We start from the raw sequence: 17,973 nt of genomic DNA on the forward strand, positions 1-17,973 counted from the left end.
ATTCAATTGAAGATGAATAACATAGTTAAAACAACGATAGCCACTCTTTTATTTTCGATGGCAGCCCTAAGCTCTTTCGCACAGGCAGCTAAATATAAGTGTATGATCCAAATGAATGCCTATGAAGGTGAGAAAGCCTACGTGGTGATTTCACTGATTAATCCTAGTGGAGCTTACGAAAAAACACTCGCCGTATTGGGATCTGATAAACAATGGTATAATACGATCAAGGAATGGTACAAGTTCCAAAATAAAACCAAAGAAAAGCTAAATGCGGTGACGGGTGCGTCAGTTGGTGGCGGTGACCGTGCCATGCGGACATTGGATATTGATGAAACGAAGTTTAACAAAGGGTATAAACTCCGTTTTGAATCTGCTGTAGAGGAACAAAAATACCATACTGCTGATGTTGAAATTCCTTTGACAAAGGAAGCTATCACTGAAAAAGCTAATGGCAAGGGATATATCAAACTTGTTAAGTTAAATAAAGTACAATAAGAAAAGGGGTAAAAATGCTGGTATCTATTTGGAGGTATGCACATTTAGCCTTAGCTATTGTTTCTTCTATCTTTTTACTTTTATTATCGATAACTGGCGTAATATTGGCCATTGACGCCGTCAACGAAAAAATTCCGCCTTATCGGGTTGAACATATTGAAACGTTAAACCTTGCGCAGTCAGTAACAGCTTTGCGCAAGGTTTATCCTGAAATCATAGCGATCTCGGTAGATCACAATCAATTCGTGAGCATTGATGCCATAGACGCAGATGGCAACACTGTGAAAGGTTATATCGATCCGAATACGGGGCGTCTGCTTGGTCCCCAATTGAATAAGTCCCAATTTGTTCAATGGGTTACAGCTTTACACCGCTCACTCTTTCTTAAAGTGACCGGTCGGGTGATTATTGGTGTGGTTTCATTTCTGTTGTTTCTTATTACTATTTCAGGAATTATTCTGATTGTCAAGCGTCAACAGGGCGTTCGACATTTCTTTGCCAAAATCAACCGGGACTTTTTTGCCCAGTATTTTCATGTTGTTTCAGGACGTTTATTTTTGATACCAATTTTGATATTGGCCCTAACAGGTACCTATTTATTCCTGGTGCGTATTGAAATCTTAAAAAAGCCGAACCAAACAATTGAATATCCCAATAAGATGAAGGAAGATATCCAATTGGAGGTGGCAAAATTTTCGATATTCCAAAATACAAAACTTGTCGATTTGAAGACATTGGAGTTTCCGTTTATGGAAGACGATCCTGATGAGTTTTTTATATTGAAGCTTCGCGATCGGGAATTGACCATAAATCAGTTGAATGGAAGCTTGCATAAAGAAGTAAAGTATCCCTATACTGCATTGGCCGAACAGTTTTCTTTGGACCTCCATACGGGAAAGACCAATATCATATGGGCCATTATATTGGGGCTCGCATCTTTGAATATTGTGTTCTTTATTTACACGGGCTTTGCAATTACATTCAAGCGCACGCGTACTAAAATCAAGAATAAATATAAACCTGAAGAAGCAGAGATTGTTATTCTTTTCGGAACGGAAAATGGAAGCACGCTGTTTTTCGCCAATCAGATCCATAAACAGCTCTTAGCGGATGGGCAAAAATCGTTGCTGCTCGGAATGAATCAATATCAATGCTTTCCAAAGGCAAAACACTTGCTTGTGTTTACCTCAACATACGGGCTAGGAACTGCACCATCCAATGCACTTCAATTTGAACATAAGCTCAACAGCCATCCACAAGAACAAGACGTACAATTTTCGGTTCTGGGATTTGGTTCAAAAGCCTATCCCGACTTTTGTGCCTATGCGTGCGAAATTGATCATTTATTAGAAACACAAGCCTGGGCTTCTCGACTAACAGATTTACACACAGTTAATGATAAGAATGTTGATGAGCTTATTTCATGGATACATCAGTGGTCTGCTCAGACCAATATTGCATTAGCTTCTGCACCGGCTATTTATAGTGCTAAAGTCGTCGGATTGACGAAATTTAAGGTGATAGCGAAATCTACTGTTTCAGCTAGTAACACGACCTTTACTTTAGTACTGAAACCTTCAGGTAAAATTAAAATGCAATCGGGCGATTTATTGGCAATCTATCCCGCGCAAGATCAACGTGAACGTTTTTATTCGATAGGTTACAAAGACGGTATGGTTCAGCTTGTGGTGAAATTGTTCCCTAATGGATTCGGTTCAAGCTTCCTGTATCGATTGGAACCGAATCAAACCCTACAGGCACGAGTCATGGTTAATCCAAGTTTTCATTTTCCGAAAGCCGCAAATGCAGTTGCTTTAATTGCGAATGGTACAGGGGTAGCACCTTTTCTAGGCATGATTTCAGAGAATGAAAGTATGACTCCTTTGCGTCTGTATGCTGGTTTTCGCCATCGAAATGAAATGACAGCACACTATATAGATTTTGCTGATGAGCAGATAAAGCTGGGACATCTAAAACAGCTTGAACTGGCTTTTTCACGCGAGGAAAATGCACAATATGTCATGGATTTGATTCGTCGGGATGCGCTATATTTTGTCGAATTGCTTGATAAAGGAGGTTATATATTGCTTTGTGGAGCATTGCGTATGCAGCATGACGTTGAACATACTTTAAATGAGCTACTTTTGGAACATGTCGGCAAAACTATTGCAGTCTACAAAGAAAATGGACAGATCTTAACCGATTGTTATTAGTAAATTGGTGGTACAATAGCATATCCCATCGATAGAGACTGCTTTTGGTACGCATCGACTTTTTAATCCCTTTTTCAGATCAATCTCATGAAGAACAATAAACAATGTGGCCTGCTTTTAATACTCTGCTTTGTATCCATTACTTCGGGGATTGCGCAGGTCTTGGTAAAGCGGCAGGTTACCCTTATGGGCTCTGTTTTCGAAATTAGCCTGGTAGATCGGGATAGCTCGATTACAAATCAGCATATCGATGAAGTCATCTCCGAAATAGATCGAATAGAAAACCTGATTTCAGAATGGCGTCCGCAAACCCAAATAGCAACGGTGAACCGCAATGCAGGGATTAAGCCAGTTAAGGTGGATAGAGAAGTGTTTGAACTAACACAACGTGCAATCCAATATGCTCAAAATTCAGGTGGTGCTTTTGATATCAGTATTGTTGCCTTAGATAAAGTTTGGCTATTTGATGGCAGCATGACCACGATGCCCTCGGAAGAAGTGATTAAGAGGTCTGTCGAGAAAGTTGGTTATCAACACATTAGCCTCGATAGTGCGGCTTCGACAATTTTTCTGGAGTTACCGGGTATGAAGATCGGTTTCGGTTCTATTGGGAAGGGGTATGCAGCAGATAGGGGCAGGGAAATAATGAAAGCAAAAGGGATTGAAGCAGGTATAGTGAATGCTTCTGGTGATCTGTCGGCTTGGGGAAGTCCACCCCAGAACGATGCATGGAAAGTGGGCGTAAACAATCCGTTCAAACCCCATCGAATGGTCAAAGTTCTTCGTTTGAATGAAATGGCCGTAGCAACTTCGGGCAGCTATGAGAAATATGCGGAGATCAATGGAAAACGTTATTCACATATTATAAATCCGGTGACAGGTTATCCAGCTACAGGGTTAACTTCAGTGACGATTTATGGACCCTCAGCGGAAATCGCAAATGCACTCAGTACCTCAATCATGGTACTGGGCGAGAAAGAAGGGGAAAAATTGATTCAGCGTTTTCCAGCATACCATTATATTTTTATTACCGATAAAGGTAAGGTCATTCAGCAGCGCCGGAAGTCTTAAACCATGGAACTGCTTTTTTATGTTGCATAAAGTGTATAGAAAGCATAGCCTATTAGCTGATTATCTAGTATATTTATGCGAACAAAGCGTATACGAAAGAAGACGAAAAGGAATGTGTCATGTTGTTCATGCGGTGGAAGTCAGTAAGAAAGTAGACCCATGAAAATAATTTAAAGTAAAAGTTTGACTAGTTCGTCTATGCTGCTATGGACATTGCATACCAAAATCATATGGCAGAAAAAAATTCCAGATCATTTACGGATATCGTTAAGACTTATGGAAGTCAACTGCTACGTTTTGTTAAGGGAAAAGTAAAGAAAACGGAGGATGCAGAAGATATCTTACAGGAGGTCTGGTATCAATTTAGCCGTTTGACCAATATGGACGAACTGGAGAATGCGGGAGCATGGCTCTATGCTGTCACACGGAATAAGATTACCGATAGTTATCGGAAAAAGAAAAATGAATCGCTTGACGATATGATAGCAGGTGATGATGATAGTAAAAGTACTTTTCCTATTCGTCAGTTCCTTTTGGCCGACGACTCCAATAATCCCGAGCTAAAATTATTTAAGGATATTTTTTGGGATGAGCTGATGAAAGCATTGGAGGAATTGCCGGAGAAGCAACGTCGGGTTTTTGTGCTGAATGAGCTGGAAGAGAAAACACTTCAAGAAATTGCCATTATGGAAAATGAGAACCTAAAGACGATTATCAGTCGAAAAGGGTATGCCGTGAAGCACCTGCGGGTACGGTTGCGAAGTTTGTATGAAGAATTAAAATTTTAAAAGGATTAAGCTATGAATGGAAGAATGAATAGACAGCGGAAGGGTAAATTCGCTTTTATGTTTGTCGCTATTATCATTGGTGTTTTTTTGTTGGTAGCCTTACTACAATATTTATGGAATACATTAATGGTTGATATTTTCAATTTAAAAACAATTACCTATTGGCAGGCATTGGGACTCTTTGTTTTGTCAAGAATTCTATTCGGTAGGGGTTTTGGTAAACCTGGGGGGGGGAGATTTCGAAAAGGTTTTCCGCGTCAGATGGAAAAAGGAGAAGATCTTTCCGATGAGGAAAGGGAGCGTTTGCGGGAAGAATGGAAGCGTCGTTTTGGAGGACGATGTGGATTCTAAAAAAAGAATAAAAATTTTAAAGTAAAAACTGTTGTTGGGCGTCTTCTTCTATAAAGGCGCCTTTTTTTATGCCGGTATCCTGATGCTAAGGAAATAGCAGAACGCGATGTTCTGTCAGAATGGATGTTGGGCAGCATAATAATTAATTACAAAATACGAATGGTCAAGGAGAATGTCGTTTTCAATCAGATGAAAAAGGAGGAAGCCAGCAACCATTTTACAAAAAAGATGTATTCAAATGAAAAATAAACTTCGATTTATATTGCCACGTCTGATTGTGCTTACGGCAATAGCGGGATTAGCAACCTTGATTATTGGGACGATCTTTAAACTCTTATTGTTTGGGACAGTTCTCTTCGGAATAGGAAGCTTCGCAGCAGCAAGAATGCGTAGGAGAGATAGACAAGCATTCAAAATGGATAGAACTCTGGTATATCCGAACGTTCACCGTCAATACAACACAGTGGTCGCTATCGTACCATTACAAGGACAAAAACGTGCTAGGAAAGCAACGATAGTTCCCGTTTATTAAGCTTAAAAAATTGCAAAGACGAAGCTTTCGTCATGTATCAGTTCAATGTATTATTCAATATTAAAAATTAAAGACATGTTTAAAAGAGATCATTATACCAGAGGATATTCAAATCATAACAAATTTTGCGGACAACATTTTAAAGACCGTTTTGAAAAATTTCAACAACATTTTTTTGAAGGTGAAGCTGCACACAGTGGTGGCGGACAGCAATCTGTTCCTGTAAATATTGTAGAGAATCAAGAATTCTATGAAGTACAGCTTTTTGCTGCTGGCCGTAAGAAGGAACAATTCCAAGTCAGTATAAATGACGGAATACTAAAAATTTCATGTACAGAGAATGCACAGGACAATGCCATAGATTATATTTATAAAGAGTACGATGGAATGGCATTTGAACGTGAATTCCAATTAAATGAACAAGTGCTTACGGATAATGTGCATGCGAGCTTCGAGGATGGCGTATTGACCGTCATTCTTCCAAAAGATCTTGAAAAGGTAATACGGCCACAAGAAGTTATCATTGATTAACAAGGGAAGTAAACGTAAGTCAGGATAAGATCTGAAAACAAAGAGGGCAGCATGGAAATTTGCTGTCCTTTTCTGTTTTATACTAAAAGATCAAATGAAACAGGCGCATATGTTATAAGCATAATCTCTTTATTGCGATAAAGTTTTAATTTTTTTTAAGATAGGAGGAGCTGTTTCATTAGATTCAATGGTTTCTCAATTATTAAGTTCTTTTAAGTTTTTTATTTAGTTGTTCTCTGCCAAATCGCCAGAAGAAATAAAACAAGCCTATAACAACGATTATAGCCATAAAAGGCACAAATATGGCGAGTATGGTTAAAATCGTAGAACCGATGGTTTCCATTGTCGAAATCATAAAATTACCAAAACCGGCCGTTCCGATCGAAGAGGCGGCTCGGGTGCCTGCCAGGGCCGTGCTAATGGTTGCTGCGGTACCACCACCGGCGATTATGGCCATAGCCCAGCGGAAAAAAGGAGAAATATCTGTAAACTGTATAGCGAAAAGTAAAGTACCGGCTATGGTCGCTAAGGGGATGGATAGGCTGTCCAATATATTGTCTATAAAAGGGATGTAATACCCCGCTATTTCCAAAATCATGGCTATACTTGTTGCTACTAAAACAAGCGGTGAACCCGCCCAAGCTAATTCATTTCCAACTTGGAACAATTCCAGCCGACAGCCAAGACTCAATAAAAATAAGGGCATGAAAATCCGGAAGCCAGTGGCTGCCGCCAAACTCACTCCTATAAAAGCACTCACCAAAAATGTAGAAAGTTCACTCATGGCCAATATTTTTTGATACAACCTAATTGTAGAATAATAAAAGAATGGCTTTTGTTTTAGCAATGCTAAAAATCCGCGTTTTCTGGAGTCTCGCTAAAAGATGATTTTCAAGTTTTTATATACTTGATGATGGTGTGTATAGATTTTGATTATAGTGTATCGAATCATTCGATGTACAAGTGGGAGTGCATTTGTGTAATTTTATGAAAGTGGAAGTCAAACAATTTGATCACTTAAGGTATTATATAAATAAACTTTCTTTTCATATGGACAACAACGAAAAAGACATTAGCAAATGCCCATTTCACAATGGTACTATGCGCAACGCCGTTACGGGAGGGGGAACTCAGAATCAGGATTGGTGGCCAAATAGACTTCGTGTAGATCTGTTGAGACAACATGCGAGCAAGTCAAATCCGATGGACGAAGGCTTTGATTATGCAGAAGCATTTAAGCAGTTGGATTTAGAAGCTGTAAAAAAAGATTTGCATGCATTGATGACCGATTCACAGGATTGGTGGCCGGCAGATTTTGGTCATTATGGCCCATTATTCATCCGGATGGCTTGGCATAGTGCGGGTACCTATCGGGTAAGTGATGGTCGAGGCGGAGCTGGGTCTGGTCAGCAACGTTTTGCACCCTTGAATAGCTGGCCTGATAATGTGAGTTTAGATAAAGCTCGTCGCCTGTTGTGGCCTATCAAACAAAAATATGGTAAAAATATCTCCTGGGCAGATTTATTGATCTTAACCGGTAACGTCGCTTTGGAGTCTATGGGCTTCAAAACTTTTGGTTATTCCGGTGGTCGTGTGGATGCTTTTGAACCAGAATTGGACGTATATTGGGGCTCTGAAACAACATGGTTAGGCGGTGACATTCGTTATGCACATGGTTCAGAAGGTGTAGTTGAAGCACATGGTGTTTTGTCTGCCGATGATAATGCAGATGGTAAGCAACACTCCCGTGATCTTGAAAAACCGTTGGCAGCGGTACAGATGGGATTAATTTATGTTAATCCAGAAGGACCGGATGGAAATCCTGATCCTATCGCCGCTGCAAAAGATATACGAGATACTTTTGGTCGGATGGCTATGGATGATGAGGAAACTGTCGCTTTGATTGCAGGTGGGCATACTTTTGGAAAAACTCACGGTGCTGGACCTGCCGACAATGTCGGAAAAGAGCCTGAAGCTGCCGGTATAGAACAACAAGGATTAGGTTGGAAAAGTACTTACGGCAGTGGAGTAGGTGCTGATGCGATTACGAGCGGATTGGAGGTTATCTGGACTCAAAAACCGACAGAATGGACCAACCTCTTTTTTAAGAATCTTTTTGAGCATGAATGGGAATTGACAAAAAGCCCTGCAGGAGCACACCAATGGGTCGCCAAAGGAGCCGATTCGAATGTTCCAGATCCCTTTGATCCAAATAAAAAGCGCAGGCCAACGATGCTGACGACCGATTTATCGTTGCGTTTTGATCCAATCTATGAAAAGATCTCGCGTAAATTTTACGAAGATCAAGATGCGTTTGCTGATGCATTTTCTCGCGCCTGGTTTAAATTAACACACCGTGATTTGGGACCAAGAGAGCGTTATTTGGGGGGCGAAGTTCCTGCTGAGGAATTATTGTGGCAAGATCCTATTCCGGCTGTCGATCATGTTTTGGTCGATACGGATGACATTAGTATATTGAAATCCGCCCTATTGAACGCGGGACTTAGCACTGCCGAGCTCGTAACGACAGCCTGGGCTTCAGCGTCTACATTCCGTGGGTCGGATATGAGAGGTGGTGCAAATGGCGCTAGAATACGTTTGGCTCCGCAGCGGTATTGGCAAGTCAATAATCCGGCGCAATTACAAAAAGTTCTTACCGCGCTTGAGCAGATTCAGCAGGATTTTAATGGAAAACAACAGGGCGGTAAAAAGATCTCTTTGGCAGACTTAATTGTCTTGGGCGGTGTTGCTGCGATAGAGCAGGCAGCTCGTGCTGCTAGGCATGATATCAAAGTACCGTTCCACCCTGGGCGTATGGATGCTACACAGGAGCAAACGGATGTGGAATCCATGGGCTATCTTGAGCCAATTTCGGATGGATTTAGAAACTATCGCAAAGGCGCTTATACCGTGTCTACGGAATCGTTATTGATTGATAGGGCACAGTTGCTGACCTTATCGGTTCCTGAATTGACTGTTCTTATTGGCGGGATGCGTGCCCTTCAAGCCAATTTTGATGGTTCCCAACTAGGCGTAATGACTGACCGACCTGGGCAACTGACCAATGACTTTTTTGTTAATCTATTGGATATGGGAACGGCTTGGAAAGCAATCTCTCCGGATCGGGAAGTTTTTGAAGGATCAGATCGTAAAACTGGTGTTAAAAAATGGGAAGCAGGACGCGCAGACCTTGTTTTTGGTTCTAATGCTGAATTAAGAGCCGTTGCCGAAATATATGGCAGTTCCGATGCAAACGAAAAATTTGTACAAGATTTTGTGAAGGCATGGAATAAAGTGATGGAGTTGGATCGCTTCGATTTGCATCGCTAATGAATAAATATTAAGTCTTTCAAGAAGCCAGTCTCCTATCGAGGCTGGCTTCTTATGATTTTGCTATATGAGAAAATATCTTCTATCATGTTTAGCTGCGACAAAAAATACCCAATTTTTGCCTCTAATATCATTTTAATCTCACTTTAACCAAATTTTAATTTAATATATATAGAATTATGGAATTTTCTTTGGGTGTTTCCTATTTTGTGAAATAAAATTCAAGATTTGTGCTACTTTTTCTTCTTTGATCGGTAGTAACTTTGTATTGGTTTCAAAGGAATCTTTGATACTTTGTTACGTTAAAGCTATGTGGAAGCACTTTATTTTTCTGTTTGCAGCACTGTTATTATCATTTAAAATTTTAAATGCAAACAGTCTTGTACTGAAAAGTGATAGTTTTAAATCCTCGTATTTATCTTCAAAAAGTCCTTCAGAACACGCGGGAGATTCACGCATAACCCATTTTCCAAAAGATCATAGCCACTTTTGTTCACTCTACCCATCGCTTCAATCCATTGTTGCGGAAATGGACGTAGAAGTAGCACAAGATTGGTTAATGGATCGTTGGTTGGTTACTGTTGATTTGCTTTGGCATGAACTACTGCCATCCCCATTGCAGAAAGACTATCGGTATGAACATACCTTAGATCTTGAGCCTATACCCATAGCTCGATTTTTGCTGTTTGAGCAAATCAAAATTCCATGCTAAGGCGTAAGCTTTTCTTCACATCAGACAGGCAAAGAAATCTGCCATTTCTTTTCTAAATTTATTTATTTCTTAAAATATACCAATGCACGAGCTAAGTATAGTAAAGGATATTTTTGATACGTTGACCTCGCATTATGAGGCTAGGGTAGATGATATTCAAAAAATTCAAGTTACAGCAGGATTGTTATCCAACGTTCAGCCTGTATTGATCCAAAATGCATTTGATGCTTTTATTGCTGAAAATACGCAATACCAGGATATGGAAATGGAGGTCGTTGTAAACGATATCATTGCATACTGTGAACATTGCCAGAAAAATTTCCCTGTTCATTTTCATCGATTTGTCTGTGACTGCGGGCAACCCTCCAGTACAATTGTTCAGGGAAATGAACTCTATATATCAAAAGTAATTTTTAAACAAGACTAAAAATCGTTTATCATGTCAGACAATACTCCAAATCCTAAAAGTTTAGGTAACCGTGTAGGTTCGGTTCAATGTGAAAATACAACACTACATTTATTAAAAGCAAATGATTTTGTCGCAAAAGCCATCCGCGATAGACTGAAAGATGTCTGTGTGATCAATGTATGCTCTTCTCCGGGTTCAGGTAAAACAACCTTGATGCAAGAGACGGGAAAACGTTTGTCGGAAGATTTGAATATCGCTGTTTTGGTGGGTGATCCGGAAACTGAACGCGATGCGGTACGTATGCGCGATGTGGGCATCAATGCCTTGCAGATTGTCACTGGAGGAATGTGTCATATTGAGGCGCAAATGATCTTACAAGCCCTGGATCATATCGATATTGAAGGAATAGATCTGTTGTTTATCGAGAACGTTGGGAACTTATTGTGTCCATCGGCATTTGATTTGGGTGAAGATTACCGCGTAACCTTATTGGCGACAACAGAAGGGGATGATAAACCAAAAAAATACCCACGTATGTTTTTAACAAGCGAATTGATGTTGGTTTCCAAAGCGGATTTATTACCATATGTACCTTTCTCCGTGGATGCGGTAACGAAAGATGCGCGCGAGGTAAATCCCAACTTGGAAGTTATTACAATCAGTACATTAAATGGTGACGGCCTTGATACTTGGTGTGATTGGTTGAAAGAAAGAGTTCAGGCAAAAAAAGATCAATATAAAGCGCTTGAAGTAAAATAATGAATAACAGATAAAATGAATAGGATAATAATGATCCATGTTTTATTGTTATCCTGTTCAATGTTGATGCAATAGTGCTGTTTTTTGAGGAAATAAATAGCCCTGAAAACAAAGTCAAAAAGTGCTGTTAATGTGTGATGAAGATAAGTTTACAAAAATGAATAAGCTGCCCATACCAATAGATAAAATTGTCGCAAACAAGGAGTTTGCCCTTAGCGACGTCGATCAAGTGCATCTTGAGTGGTATGAAGTCCATAAAAGACGCCTGACGCGCAATACAATAAACGGAAAAGCAATTCTTATGCAATTGGACCAAGGAGCGGAATGGCACCATGGTGATGGTTTATTTCATCAGGAAACGCTGCAGGCGATCTTGGTTGTCAAGCCTTCGTTGACGATAAGATTTAATCCAACGGATTTGGTTCAGCTTGCAGATTTCGGTTATTTCATCGGAAACAGACACCTGCCAATATTCAAGGTGGCAGACAAAGAATCTCTTCGTCTCCCTTATGATGGAAGGCTTTACGAGCAGATTTTGGTAAAATATGGAACGTCGATTCAGTTGGAGGAAGCTTTACTGTTATCCGAAGATTTGATTCGTTTGCAGGCTAAAAATAAGAAGAATCCAGATTTAAAGAGAATAGACGGGCATATCAGTTTGGGTGAACAAGTTCGAAAAGATAATTAAATGAAAGTGAATCGAATTATAGTTGTATTGCTTTTGGTATGCTCTGGTATATTGAGTGCCTGCCAAAATCGGCAATCCGGCACGCTCAACAGTCAAGTGAAAGCAGTCGATAGTAGAGGGAAGGAAGTTGTGTTGGCGCATGTGGCAAAGCGTGTGGTTGTACTATTCCCTTCGCTTGTTGATGAAGTGTATATGTTGGGTGCTGAAAATAGTCTTGTCGGTATCCCTGAGCAGGTTTATCAGGTCGAAGATACCTATAGCTTTTTATCCAAATTGGATCAAAGAATTGCAAAAAAAGAACTGGCAACGCCTACCTTCGCAGGCCAGGCAAATAATGTGGAAAGCATAGTGGGCTTGAACCCTGATCTTGTTTTGACGTTCAATACCGATCAGGATAATATTTCTCAATTAGAAGATCTTGGAATTCCCGTGTTTACTTTTTCTTCGCAGGATGAAAAAAGTATTTTTAATGAACTGATAGGGATGGGAGCCTTGCTCGGAAAGAAAGCGCGAGCGGAAGAAATTGTTCAATTTGTTTCGGCGGAGATCAAAAAAATGACTGCTCCCAAAGATCAAATACAGAAGAAGGTTTATTATGCCTGGTCTAAAGGTAGAGTACTTTCGACATCCGGTAGAGGTAGTTTGATTGATATGGCGATCCGTCTTTCGGGCGCAGCGAATGCCTGCCCGTTGGAAATGGAAGCCCCAAATGTCGGCGCAGAAACGATTTATAAATGGAATCCGGACCTCATTATTCTTTGGAATTCTAAATTGGCAGACGTATATAATCTGAAGGAACTCGCGGCATTACCTGCAGTGAGAAATAAACAGGTATTTGTGATGTCACCGTCGTTCCCATTCGATCCACATACCGTCAAATTTATGCTTTTTGCCAAACAGATTAGACATTGGTGTTTTTCGGATTATACGAAACAACAGCTTGATCAGGATATGACCATAGCTTTTGAAAAACTATACGGTAAAGCAGGACTACTTCAATGATACATCAATTAAAAAAGCTGTTTCTGCTAGTTGTTTTACCGCTGTTGGTTTTATTGCTTTCCTTACTTGTAGGATCAAGTCAGAACATTGGTTTTGTCGAGCTCTGCCAACGCATTGGATCGGAAGTGGGAATTTATATCGGAGACTATAATGCGGTGTTGAAAGATAACATGGATACGATATTGTGGCAGGTACGTTTACCACGGATTCTGTTGACCTTTATGGTCGGAGCAGCATTAGCTTCTTCCGGTGGAATTTTGCAGGCTATTTTTAGGAATCCAATCGTTGATCCCTTTACATTGGGTATTTCTTCGGGATCTGCTTTTGGGGCTGCATTGGCCATGTTGTTCCCTTTATTGTCCGTCAATCTATCGGCATTTCTGTTCGGTGTATGTGCTGTAGGTTTGACCTATTTTGTTTCAAATGCCGGCTTGAAAACCTCGATTATTGGGATGGTGTTGGCTGGAATGGTTATTTCCGGTGTATTTACAGCGATGTTAACCCTGTTACAATACATTAGTGATCCCTATAAATTACAAGCTATTGTGCAATGGACAATGGGGAATCTGCATACGGCATCATGGTCGAAAGTACAGCATGCGTTCCTGCCGATCACAATAGGATTGGGGATCCTGATCCTTTTGCGCTGGAAGCTGAATCTTCTCGCCCTTGGCGATCAAGAAGCAATTGCTGTTGGCGTTAACCCGAAAATATTGAAATTGGTCTTCATTGCTGTGGCGACAATGATTACGGCATCAGCTGTGGCAGCTGTCGGGATGATTAGTCTGTTCGGATTAATTGTACCACATATCAGCCGCATGATCTTTGGACCCAATAACAATATTATTGTGTGGGCAAATATCAGTATTGGGGGTACTTTCCTATTACTTATCGATGATTTTTCTAGGGCTGTTATGCCATTTGAAATTCCGATCGGTGTTTTTACGATGATTATTGGTGCTCCCTTGTTTATCTACCTGATGCGCCGTAACGAAATCAACTGGAATTCATGAATAATTCAATTCATATCAAAAACCTTTCTTTTGCCTATGGTAAGGATATCATTTTAAATGATGTAAACATGTCATTTCCGGAAGGAAAGCTTTCTGTTATTCTTGGTCGAAATGGAAGTGGTAAATCGACTCTGTTTAATATTATTGCAGGGCTGGAAAAAAAATATAATGGATCAGTTCTTATCGGTGAAACAGACCGTCGCGATTGGAAGGTTGGTCGGGCCAATTCATTGAAGTTGGGTTTTCTGAACCAGTTCCATCAGACCACATTTCCTTTTAGCGTTGTTGATGTTATTCTGACGGGACGAGCCTCATTTTCTCGTTTTTCACCAAGTAAGGAAGACTTCGAGGCCGTTGAACAGATCTTGGATAGATTTAACCTCACACATTTAAAGGACAAACCCTATACCTCATTGTCTGGAGGAGAGCGACAATTGGTATTACTTTGTCGCGTGTTGGTACAACAACCTGATTTATTATTGCTTGATGAACCCACCAATCATTTGGATCTGAACTATCAGATTGCGGTTCTGCAGACAGCCAAGGAGCTGGTCAAAGAGGGGACAACCGTGTTATGTGTGATGCACGACCCCAACATGGCGTACTTTTTTGGTGATCAGTTTTATCTGATGAAGGACAATAGGCTTGTGGATCTGCACGGTCTGGAGCAAGAGCAAGTACGGGAATTATTGGAACAGACCTATCAACTTCCTTTGATCAGTTTGGAAAATCAAAAGAAATGGATGTTTGTTCCGATGCTGGGTGCGGATAGGGCATTTGACACCATTGCGGGTTCAGCGCATAACGCGGAGACCAAAATTGAAATGAATACGCCATGATGAAGCTGCCTGAGTAGGTGCATTTATGAAAGATCATGGTTTGCAAGTGAGATGCTCAGTTTACTGTGCAAATATTTTAAAATAGCTATAACGATATGAATACCATCAAAGACAGCGGCAATATATTGGTTGAAAATCAACAGATGAGCAAGCGATGTTTTCCTACGCAACCCCATTTGAAAAATATCAGCATATCTCGTGTTGAAAAAGAAGATATTGATGTCGTATTACCTTATGTCATAGAATTTCGGAAACAGTTGTTCCCGATGTTGGATGCACATAAACTTCCTAAAGATCTACTGGCTTTTTCAGCCGTGTATCTTGAGGCTGAAGCTGGTGCATTCTTGCAGGCAAAAGATCAGCAGGGTAAACTGATTGGCGTCGTTGGCATGCTGGCTTATGACTACCGTTTCCCGCATTTGGATATTGACAGAAGGAAAACAGTGGAAGTAGCCCGTCTTTTTGTCGACCCAAGCTATCGTAGGTCAGGTTTAGGAACTGCCTTATTTAAGGGCTTGACAGCGGTCGCTAAGGAGAAAGGTATCGAAAGGCTTTATTTACATACCCACCCATTCCTGACTGGAGCCTATGAGTTTTGGGGAAAACAGGGATTTCAGTTGAAAGACTTTTGTAATGAATCGAATTTTCCAACCATACACATGGAATTATTCGTTGATCGTATTGCTTAACCCTAAAAGTGGATAAGCCAAAAAATATATAATTTATTCGAATGAACAACGTAATGAAAGCGCTAGCTTTCGCTTTATTGACAAGTGCTTCCGTACCGGGAGCGGTGTATGCACAACAAGGTGTGGCACTATTTGGTAAGATCCAGGATGAAAACGGTAATCCAATCTCAGGGGTTACATTGACACTGGCAGATCGACAACAACAGACAAGTTCTAATGCTCAGGGCGAATTTAGTTTTACCGGAATAACTTCTTTTCCTGTACAGCTACGTGCAGCTGCAATTGGGTATAAGCCTGTATTGCTGGATTTGAACACGGCCAACTGGAATGCAAAAAAAGGAGTTCGATTGCTTATGGTAGCCGGTGATAATACATTGGATGAAGTATTGGTTACGGGTAGACGCAACAATTCATATCTGACAAATAATATGGAGCTGGGGGGTAAATTTGCAGGAAAATTAAAGGATCTACCGCAATCTGTCGCTGTACTCAGTAAGGAATTTATCGAAGATAAACAGGCTTTTACTACTGGAGCGCTGGTGCAGGACCTGGCTGGTGTGACAGAAGCATCTTCCTATGATGATGTTGTTATCCGCGGTTTCAAAAGCGGTTACGAAACGGGTGTCCGACTTGTCAATGGTTTACGCTCGGGGTATGGGTATGGTAACAGTTATTATAATTCGCCATTAACGATCAATCTTGAAAATATCGAGGTTTTGAAAGGGCCTGGGGCATCTTTGTTTGGGGATATTGTGCCGGGGGGGACAATTAACATGACTACAAAGAAGCCTTTGGAAGATTTTAAGGGGCATGTGAATTTTGCCGGCGGTAGTTTTGAAACGATGCGAACTACTGTAGATCTCGGTGGACCATTGGATAGTGCCAAGCGTATTTTATATCGTTTTAACGCGGGTTATGAAGATACCAGGACTTTCCGTGACGTAAATCGTCAGAAACGAATGATGATTGCTCCTTCCTTCACCTTCAAACCAGCTGAAGGCACGGTGGTTGATATTGACATGGTATATAATCAGTTCAACGGTTATCTTGATCGGGGAATGGGTATTAAGGAAAATAACTTTTATGCGTTGCCCAGATCATTTACGTTGAGCCAACCTTCTGATTTTTATAATTCCAAGACTTTTTCATTAAGCGCTCGTTTGTCTCAGCGTCTGGCAGAACATGTTAGTTTGAATCTGAGTTACATGAAATCCATCTATCAGGAAGATGTCAATGAACACCGGACAATGAATACGTTTGCTGATGCGCCACATAATACTATTATGAATATGCGCTTTTTTGATCGCCATGGGCGTGATTATACCGATAATGTTGTCGGTTACGTCAAGTGGGATCTTTTGGGCGATAGAGTTGATCATCATTTGGTTGCTGGGATTGATTTTGCCCAATATCGGGGCGACAAAGAAAACCAATTGCGGGAGGCTAGGCAGCAAACTATAGATGGTAAAGTTGTTCCTTTGACTTTTGATTTAAACAATCCTACCTATACGACTCATGATCTGACGAATTATGTATGGCGTACAGGAGTCGCTTATCCTTTTTTGAGCCCTTATAAAACAACGGGTAAATATATTCAGGATCAAATCAGCATTGACGACCGACTGAAACTTATTGTAGGTCTACGTCATGAACACTATTCTTCTGAAACACTTGATGGACAAAATTGGTTTCATGCGACACAAAATGCCTTATTACCTCGTTTTGGTGTAACCTATGGAATCAATAAGCAGATTAACTATTTTGCAAGTTATTCACAGGGGTTTGTGCCTGTAGGCGCCAATTTTATTCAGAACTATAAAGATTATGGTGCCGATAAACCCTTTGATGCCGAGCGGAGTTTCCAGGTGGAAACAGGGGTGAAGACGGGTTTCTTTAAGGAACAATTGCAAGTTGATCTATCCTTATTCCGAATTGAACGACGGAATATGCTCATTGCCACAGGGGCTATCAATGATTCAGGGCTGCCGGAGTATAGACAATCTGGCAAAGCGCTATCGCAGGGTGTTGAACTCGATGTGCGTGGGCAGTTGACACGGGAGTTCCAGGTTATGGCCAATTATACCTATAATGATACGGAGGTGAAATCATCCTCGGTTCCTTCTGAAATAGGACAGTCCCTGCCAGGAGCACCTAAAAATATGGCGAGTGCCTGGTTAAAATATGTGTTTTCAAATAGTACCTTAAAAGGCTTAGGTTTTGGTGCCGGTGTTTATTATGTAGACCGTAAGCGGATGGACAATAGCATCGGAAAGGATAGCGATGGAAATGCACTCTGGGGACAATGGCCATCTTATACAACTGTTAATGCAGCGGCCTATTACCACATTGGTGCTATGAAAATGGCCGTAAACCTGAACAATGTATTCGATAAATATTACTTTTTAGGTGGTTTTGACTATACGAGAGCCTTTGCTGGTGCACCGAGAAATATCATGGTATCAGTTGGTTACTCTTTTTAAATTCGAAAGATTGATCTAAAATCTCCAAAGCGGGCTTTTTCAACAAATTTGGACTATTTAATTCAAGA

The 17,973-nt window shown here is 40.6% G+C and carries 17 protein-coding genes; 16 read left to right on the forward strand and 1 reads right to left on the reverse strand.

What is annotated here, in order from left to right:
- Window positions 1-12: 12 nt before the first annotated feature.
- The 6 genes from HS960_RS02545 to HS960_RS02570 all read left to right on the forward strand — a co-directional run bounded on the left by HS960_RS02545 (window position 13) and on the right by HS960_RS02570 (window position 5,984).
- A complete protein-coding gene (locus HS960_RS02545; protein ID WP_075993457.1) occupies window positions 13-498 on the forward strand; it encodes a DUF2271 domain-containing protein in 486 nt (161 codons plus the stop codon).
- 14 nt (window positions 499-512) lie between these two features.
- The gene (locus tag HS960_RS02550) at window positions 513-2,711 is read left to right on the forward strand and encodes a PepSY domain-containing protein (protein ID WP_182331186.1); all 2,199 of its coding nucleotides are present in this window, start codon (window positions 513-515) and stop codon (window positions 2,709-2,711) included.
- Window positions 2,712-2,798: 87 nt separating this feature from the next.
- The gene (locus tag HS960_RS02555) at window positions 2,799-3,782 is read left to right on the forward strand and encodes an FAD:protein FMN transferase (protein ID WP_202883742.1); all 984 of its coding nucleotides are present in this window, start codon (window positions 2,799-2,801) and stop codon (window positions 3,780-3,782) included.
- A 230-nt stretch (window positions 3,783-4,012) separates the two neighbouring features.
- Window positions 4,013-4,570, forward strand: a complete 558-nt coding sequence (locus HS960_RS02560) for an RNA polymerase sigma factor (protein ID WP_202883743.1) — start codon at window positions 4,013-4,015, stop codon at window positions 4,568-4,570.
- Between the two features lie 12 nt (window positions 4,571-4,582).
- Window positions 4,583-4,921: a hypothetical protein gene (locus HS960_RS02565; RefSeq protein WP_075993453.1), complete on the forward strand. Its 339-nt coding sequence runs from the start codon at window positions 4,583-4,585 to the stop codon at window positions 4,919-4,921.
- A 607-nt stretch (window positions 4,922-5,528) separates the two neighbouring features.
- Window positions 5,529-5,984 (forward strand): Hsp20/alpha crystallin family protein, encoded by a 456-nt coding sequence (locus tag HS960_RS02570; RefSeq protein WP_153845809.1) that lies wholly within the window; start codon window positions 5,529-5,531, stop codon window positions 5,982-5,984.
- A gap of 202 nt (window positions 5,985-6,186) precedes the next feature.
- On the opposite strand, the gene HS960_RS02575 is transcribed toward HS960_RS02570, so the two are convergent.
- Entirely contained in the window at window positions 6,187-6,768 is a 582-nt protein-coding gene (locus tag HS960_RS02575) for a DUF4126 domain-containing protein (protein ID WP_182331187.1), read from the reverse strand.
- A 266-nt stretch (window positions 6,769-7,034) separates the two neighbouring features.
- Here HS960_RS02575 and katG point away from each other — a divergent pair, with 266 nt between their 5' ends.
- From katG to HS960_RS02625, 10 genes are all read left to right on the forward strand, one after another.
- Window positions 7,035-9,314 carry a catalase/peroxidase HPI gene (katG, locus tag HS960_RS02580; protein ID WP_182331188.1) on the forward strand — a complete coding sequence of 760 codons (2,280 nt, stop codon included), beginning with the start codon at window positions 7,035-7,037 and terminating at the stop codon, window positions 9,312-9,314.
- Between the two features lie 310 nt (window positions 9,315-9,624).
- Window positions 9,625-10,026, forward strand: coding sequence for a hypothetical protein (locus tag HS960_RS02585; RefSeq protein WP_088162261.1), 402 nt, complete (start codon window positions 9,625-9,627; stop codon window positions 10,024-10,026).
- A gap of 82 nt (window positions 10,027-10,108) precedes the next feature.
- Window positions 10,109-10,453 carry a hydrogenase maturation nickel metallochaperone HypA/HybF gene (locus HS960_RS02590; protein WP_088162260.1) on the forward strand — a complete coding sequence of 115 codons (345 nt, stop codon included), beginning with the start codon at window positions 10,109-10,111 and terminating at the stop codon, window positions 10,451-10,453.
- A gap of 12 nt (window positions 10,454-10,465) precedes the next feature.
- Window positions 10,466-11,194 (forward strand): hydrogenase nickel incorporation protein HypB, encoded by a 729-nt coding sequence (hypB, locus tag HS960_RS02595; RefSeq protein ID WP_159727670.1) that lies wholly within the window; start codon window positions 10,466-10,468, stop codon window positions 11,192-11,194.
- A 130-nt stretch (window positions 11,195-11,324) separates the two neighbouring features.
- On the forward strand, window positions 11,325-11,882 hold the full coding sequence (locus HS960_RS02600; RefSeq protein WP_182331189.1) for an urease accessory protein UreE: 558 nt from the start codon (window positions 11,325-11,327) through the stop codon (window positions 11,880-11,882).
- Complete coding sequence (locus tag HS960_RS02605) at window positions 11,883-12,884, forward strand: ABC transporter substrate-binding protein (RefSeq protein ID WP_182331190.1); 1,002 nt, start codon at window positions 11,883-11,885, stop codon at window positions 12,882-12,884.
- Window positions 12,881-13,897 (forward strand): FecCD family ABC transporter permease, encoded by a 1,017-nt coding sequence (locus HS960_RS02610; protein ID WP_182331191.1) that lies wholly within the window; start codon window positions 12,881-12,883, stop codon window positions 13,895-13,897. Before HS960_RS02605 ends, HS960_RS02610 begins: the two co-directional genes overlap by 4 nt.
- Complete coding sequence (locus HS960_RS02615) at window positions 13,894-14,736, forward strand: ABC transporter ATP-binding protein (RefSeq protein WP_182331192.1); 843 nt, start codon at window positions 13,894-13,896, stop codon at window positions 14,734-14,736. Before HS960_RS02610 ends, HS960_RS02615 begins: the two co-directional genes overlap by 4 nt.
- A 95-nt stretch (window positions 14,737-14,831) precedes the next feature.
- Window positions 14,832-15,425 carry a GNAT family N-acetyltransferase gene (locus HS960_RS02620; protein ID WP_228280184.1) on the forward strand — a complete coding sequence of 198 codons (594 nt, stop codon included), beginning with the start codon at window positions 14,832-14,834 and terminating at the stop codon, window positions 15,423-15,425.
- Between the two features lie 41 nt (window positions 15,426-15,466).
- Window positions 15,467-17,905 carry a TonB-dependent receptor gene (locus HS960_RS02625; protein WP_202883744.1) on the forward strand — a complete coding sequence of 813 codons (2,439 nt, stop codon included), beginning with the start codon at window positions 15,467-15,469 and terminating at the stop codon, window positions 17,903-17,905.
- Window positions 17,906-17,973: the final 68 nt, after the last annotated feature.

Origin of the sequence: Sphingobacterium paramultivorum (assembly GCF_014109745.1) — a bacterium.
GTDB lineage: Bacteria > Bacteroidota > Bacteroidia > Sphingobacteriales > Sphingobacteriaceae > Sphingobacterium > Sphingobacterium paramultivorum.